Origin of the sequence: Burkholderia sp. SIMBA_062 (genome assembly GCF_046534765.1) — a bacterium.
GTDB classification, from domain to species: Bacteria; Pseudomonadota; Gammaproteobacteria; order Burkholderiales; family Burkholderiaceae; genus Burkholderia; species Burkholderia ambifaria.
On record NZ_JAWRYD010000485.1, the window covers coordinates 1 to 248 of the forward strand.

At 63.7% G+C, this 248-nt stretch carries 1 pseudogene; it reads left to right on the top strand.

Annotation, left to right across the window (positions count from 1 at the left end):
* Positions 1-248, top strand: a pseudogene (locus SB786_RS37165) (glycosyltransferase family 2 protein); the annotation flags it as partial.

Genomic DNA, 248 nt, shown 5'->3' on the forward strand with positions numbered 1-248 from the left:
GTTCGAGCTTCTGCGGCCGGTTCATGAAGCATTCGGGCTGGTGGCCCGACCGCATCGTGCGCCTGTTCCGCCGCGGCAGCGCGCGCTTCACCGATGTGCGCACGCACACGCATCTGGAAATCGACGGCACGACCGGACGTTTCGACGGCCCGTTCATCCATATTTCGATGCCCGATCTGCACGAAGCGCTCGACAAGACCAACGTCTATTCGTCGGAGGGCGCGCTGACGATGGCCGAGAACGGCAAG